The 4,683-nt window shown below is 73.4% G+C and carries 5 protein-coding genes and 1 pseudogene; 4 read left to right on the forward strand and 2 right to left on the reverse strand.

The features are described 5' to 3' along the window. The 3 genes and pseudogenes from MTQ10_RS28030 to MTQ10_RS28040 all read left to right on the forward strand — a co-directional run. Positions 1 to 247, forward strand: a pseudogene (locus tag MTQ10_RS28030) (hypothetical protein); the annotation flags it as partial. A gap of 264 nt (positions 248 to 511) precedes the next feature. Then, complete coding sequence (locus MTQ10_RS28035) at positions 512 to 1,276, forward strand: bestrophin-like domain (RefSeq protein ID WP_247473092.1); 765 nt, start codon at positions 512 to 514, stop codon at positions 1,274 to 1,276. Between the two features lie 253 nt (positions 1,277 to 1,529). Beyond that, entirely contained in the window at positions 1,530 to 2,081 is a 552-nt protein-coding gene (locus MTQ10_RS28040; RefSeq protein ID WP_247473093.1) for a hypothetical protein, read from the forward strand. Between the two features lie 199 nt (positions 2,082 to 2,280). On the opposite strand, the gene MTQ10_RS28045 is transcribed toward MTQ10_RS28040, so the two are convergent. Next, complete coding sequence (locus tag MTQ10_RS28045; RefSeq protein WP_247473094.1) at positions 2,281 to 2,781, reverse strand: hypothetical protein; 501 nt, start codon at positions 2,779 to 2,781, stop codon at positions 2,281 to 2,283. A gap of 344 nt (positions 2,782 to 3,125) precedes the next feature. Here MTQ10_RS28045 and MTQ10_RS28050 point away from each other — a divergent pair, with 344 nt between their 5' ends. After that, positions 3,126 to 3,797, forward strand: a complete 672-nt coding sequence (locus MTQ10_RS28050) for a class F sortase (RefSeq protein ID WP_247473095.1) — start codon at positions 3,126 to 3,128, stop codon at positions 3,795 to 3,797. Positions 3,798 to 3,996: 199 nt separating this feature from the next. Here the strand turns inward: MTQ10_RS28050 and MTQ10_RS28055 are convergent. Next, the coding region (locus tag MTQ10_RS28055) for a polysaccharide deacetylase family protein (RefSeq protein ID WP_247473096.1) at positions 3,997 to 4,683 on the reverse strand (687 nt) is incomplete at its 5' end.

Consider the following 4,683-nt stretch of genomic DNA (forward strand, 5'->3'; position numbering starts at 1 on the left):
ACCACGGCCGGCACCGGCCCCGGCCAGGCCCGCGCCGGCCCCGCCGGCGCCCGAGCCGACACCGGCCCCGCGCCGTACGCCGCCGCCCGCACCCGCACCGATGCCGTCCGCGCGCCCGGTGACCTACCCGCGCCACCACGCGGCCCCGCCCCGGCGCACCCCGCACCGCACGGTGTCACCGCTGACCTACGTGCTGCTGATCACCGTGCCCGCACTGGCCGCCGTGGCCGCGCTGCGACCGCGCTGACCGGCCCTCGCCCGAGCCGCGCCAAGCCCGGGACGCCAGGCCGGACGCCGCACCCGCCGGGCCATGCGCCGCACCCGTCCCCGCCGGTGCCGCACGACCGACCGGCCCGACGGCCCGACGACCCCGACCGGCCGGGCGGCCCCGGGGGCAGGCCCTGCCCGCACACCCCGTACGCCCGTACACCCCGCCGCGCGCGACACCCCACCGCGTCCGACATGCCGTGACGCGTTCGGCTCCACGTCCGACACCCCAGGAGGTATCCCCTTGCCGGAATGGCTCGTTCTCACCTTCGCGATGCTCGCCGCCGTCGCGGTGGTGATCGTCATCACCGTCGTACGGCACCGCAGGGCCCCCGAAGACGAGGACCCCAGCGAGACCCCGGACGTCATCGAGTACATGACCATGTGGATCGGCGTGGTGTACGCCATCGTCCTGGGCCTGGCCATCGCGGGCGTCTGGGAGGCACGCAGCGCCGCGCAGGACCATGTGCAGGCGGAGGCGCAGGCACTGCACGAGATCGACCAGCGGGTACGGGTGTATCCCGCGGATGTGCGTGACCGCATCCGTGCCGATGTCAACGCCTATGTCGGACACGTCGTCACCACCGAGTGGCGCACGATGCGGGACGACGGCGAGGTCACCGAGCGCGGCACCGAACTGTTCCAGCGCATCCGCGAGGACATCACCGACTACGAGCCGCGCAGCGACTTCGAGGCGCAGGCCTACCAGCCGCTCGTCGACCAGGTGGCCGCCGCCGACCAGGCGCGCACCGCACGGGCGGGTGCCACCGACCCGACGATGCCGGGCGTGGTGTGGTTCGGCCTGATCACGGGCGCGGTGATCACCATCGGCATGGTGTTCGCCCTCCAGATCCAGCGGACGCGGCGCGAACTGGTCCTCGCCGGGCTGTTCTCGGCGCTCATCGCGTTCCTGCTGTTCCTCATCTGGGACTTCGACGCCCCGTACAGCCGTGACGTCGCGGCCTCCATGCAGCCGTTCCTCGACGTGTTCCCGAACGCGCGGGGCTGAACGCGGGGGTCCGGCGGACCGTCCCGCGGCCCGCAGGGTCGAGCGGCCTGTCCGGCGCCGGGCACGGCGCCGCGCCGTACGCGTCCCCCGATCGCATCAGCGCCGTCCCCTGGGCGGCGCACACGCGTGACCCGTTCGCGCGACTGCGATCGCGGGGACGCACACGTGTTCCTAGCGTTTCGGTCATCGAGGTGCATTTCTGGCGCGTGCGGAACAGATCCGCAGCTGCTCCTCGGGGACCGGAGGATTTCCCATGCGCGCGATACGCGTCGCCTCGGCCGCACTGCTGGGCCTCGGCACCCTCGCCCTGTCCTGCCCGCCCGCCGTGGCCGGTGCGGCTGCCGCCCAGCGGGACGACAACATCACCCCGTTCGGCTTCAGCGTGGCCCCGACGACCATCTCGGCGGGCGGCCAGGTCAGCCTCCGGCTGGAACGCGGACAGGGCGGATGCAAGGGCACGGCCACCGTGACCTCGGGCATCTTCAGCACGGTCACCATCCGGCCCGGCCACAACTCGGCGACGACACAGGTCGACTACGACGCCAAGGCGGGCGCCTCCTACCGCGTGACCTTCACCTGCGACGGGGTCAGCGGCTGGACGGACCTGGCGATCGCGGACGGCGGCGGCCGGACGAACCCCACACCGGCGCCGTACCCGGTGCCGCGGGGCGTGCACGCCGGTGAGGGCGGCAGTGCCGGCGGGTTCGACGCGAAGGAGATCGGTCTGGGCGCCGCACTCGTCGCCGGCTCGGTCGGGGTGGCCTGGCATCTCGCGCGCCGGCGCGACGGCCAGGACGGCGCCTGACGCGGGCGCGCACCCGGCAGGGCCGGGCCCCGGCACCCAGGCGAAGGGTGCCGGGGCCCGGCCCTGTCTCGGGTGAGAAACCGGGACATGTCTCGGGTGAGAAACCTGGACATCCCCGGCGGATCTCCGGAGTCCCGGAAGGGGAAGTCCCGTCCGCGGTGTGCGACGCCCGCGGACGGGTGGCCGGGTAACGGCCGGGTCAGGCGGCCTGACGCTCGGAGCGGCGGCGCATCCAGAACACGCCGCCGCCGAGCAGGGCCGCGGCGACGAGACCGCCGCCGATCGCCATGTCGGTCGGCGTCGCGCCGCTGGAGCTGCTGCCGCCCAGGCCGCCGCGGACGCCGCCGATGACGGTGAACGCGGTCGGGTTGGTGAGGGTACGGCCGTTGCAGTTGACGGTGATGCTGTGGGAGCCGGGCCGGGCGTTCTGGCTGACGGTGGCGGTGCCCTTCGCCGTCCGGTTGGCGCCGTTGATCGGGGTGAGGGTGGTGCTCGGGAAGGCGTCCGAGGACGCGGTGCCGCCGGCCGGGCAGCCGTCGACGGTGATGGTGAGCTGCCCGCCCCGGGCGATGACGCTGGGCAGCGCGACGATGTTGCTCGGGTTGACGCCCATGCCGTCCCGCGCCACGGCCGCGGGGGCGGCAAGGCCGAGGGCGGCGACCGCGGCGGCAGTGACCGCCAGGCCACGAGAGTTGCGCATGTGATCCTCCGCGGAAGGCGCCCCGGGACCCGTTCCCCGGTCGATCGGCGAGAAAGCGCCTCCCGGAAAGACCCTCAGATGGCTTGCGCCTGCGCGCATTTCGGGGATGGTCCGTCCTGGTGAGCCGTGATCGTCCGACACGCCGGGCGGAAATCCCGCGATCGGATATCGCCGCAGGTCACGTGCTGTCAGAAATTTCCTTTGCGGGCATTCACGGATGGCGCACAGAAGGAGGAGAGGGCCACCCGTTCGCTGCTGCCTTGTCGCCGCGCGGGCGTGACGGACTTAGCGTGCTTTCATGCGCGAATTGACGCGGTGACGGCCGTGTCGAGAGGGGATGGCGAATGTCTGCGTCCGAGCTGTCGGAGCTGGCCGAAGAGGAGGAGCGTCGCAGGAGGCGCGCCCCCTGGGGCGTGATAGCGCTCGTTCTGCTGACCGGTCTCGCGCTCATCCGCAACGGTTCCGGGGAATTCGACGTGGGCCCGCCGCAGCCGGCCTCGGCCGCCGCCCTGGACACCCGCACGGCGTCGGGCGTCTTCGGCCGCACACCCGAGGCGCTGCCGTTCTCGGTGGTGGACCGGGTGCGCATCCCGGCGATCCAGGTGGACGCGCCGGTGATGCCGGTCGGCCTGGACGCGGACGGCTGGGTGGACGCTCCGCCGCCGGAGGACCCGAACCTGGCGGGCTGGTTCACCGGGGCCGTCTCGCCCGGCGAGAAGGGCACGGCGGTGATCGTCGGCCATGTCGACAACAAGCAGGGCCCCGCCGTGTTCTACGGGCTCGGGGCGCTGAAGAAGGGCAACCGCGTCGAGGTGCGGCGCCAGGACGGCAAGACGGCCGTCTTCGAGATCTACGGCATCGAGGTCTTCGCCAAGAACGACTTCCCCGGCGATCGCGTCTACGCCTCCAAGGGGGCGCCGGAGCTGCGGGTCATCACCTGCGGCGGCGGTTTCTCCCAGCAGAACGGCTACGACGGCAACGTCGTCGTGTTCGCCCGCCTGGCCGAGGTCCGCTGAGCGGAACCCGGCCAGGCGGGGCCCCGGACCGCGGGGCCCCGGACCGCGGGGACCCGGACCGCGGGACCGGACCACCGGACCCGAACGGCGGGCCCCGGCGCCGAACCCCCCGCACGCACCCCGCACGCCATGGCGTCCCGGACGCCGAAGCGCCCCGCGCGGCCCTCGGCCGGCGGGGCGCCTCCCTGTCCGCCTCCGGTCAGATGTACTGCCGGCGGGGGACGGTGATGTGGTAGCCGGAGTCCAGCAGTTGCGGCAGATAGCTGCGCAGGGCCCGCACGCTCTGCGAGCGGTCGCCGCCCGCGTCGTGCGACAGCACGACGACCCCGGGAGCGGCGCCCTTCTCCACCCGGTCGACGATGACCGCGGTGCCGGGGGTGGTCCAGTCCTCGGTGTCGACGGTCCAGGCCAGCGGTTCCATGCCGAGTTCGGAGCCGAGCTGGAAGGTGGTGCGGTTCCAGGCGCCGTACGGGGCACGGAACCACTGCGGGCGCTCCCCGTAGGCGGCCTCGACGACGTCGCTGGTGCGTTCCATCTCGGAGCGGATCTGCGCACGGCTCATCGTGGTGAGCAGCGGGTGCGACCAGGTGTGGTTGCCGACGACGTGCCCCTCGTCGGCCATCCGCGCCAGCAGATCCTTGTTGTACGAGGCCATCTCGCCGCACACGAAGAACATCGCGCGGACGTCGTACTCGCGCAGCGTGTCGAGCACGGCGGGGGTGTAGCGCGGGTCGGGTCCGTCGTCGAAGGTCAGCACCATCGTGTTGCCGCGGCCGGAGATCCGCAGCAGCGGCTCGCGCCGCACCGGGGGCCGGGCGGGCGCGGCGTGCGGGGGGCCGTAACCGGTGAGGGGCTGGAGGCGGTAGGCGGACGGTTTCTGCGGAAC

It is taken from the genome of Streptomyces sp. XM83C (assembly GCF_023072675.1).
Taxonomy (GTDB): domain Bacteria; phylum Actinomycetota; class Actinomycetes; order Streptomycetales; family Streptomycetaceae; genus Streptomyces; species Streptomyces thermocoprophilus.

Excerpts from the sequence above, each read along its gene's own strand:
- MTQ10_RS28050 (WP_247473095.1), top strand. The coding sequence starts at position 3,126 with ATGTCTGCGTCCGAGCTGTCGGAGCTGGCCGAAGAGGAGGAGCGTCGC.
- MTQ10_RS28040 (WP_247473093.1), top strand. The coding sequence starts at position 1,530 with ATGCGCGCGATACGCGTCGCCTCGGCCGCACTGCTGGGCCTCGGCACC.
- MTQ10_RS28045 (WP_247473094.1), bottom strand. The coding sequence starts at position 2,781 with ATGCGCAACTCTCGTGGCCTGGCGGTCACTGCCGCCGCGGTCGCCGCC.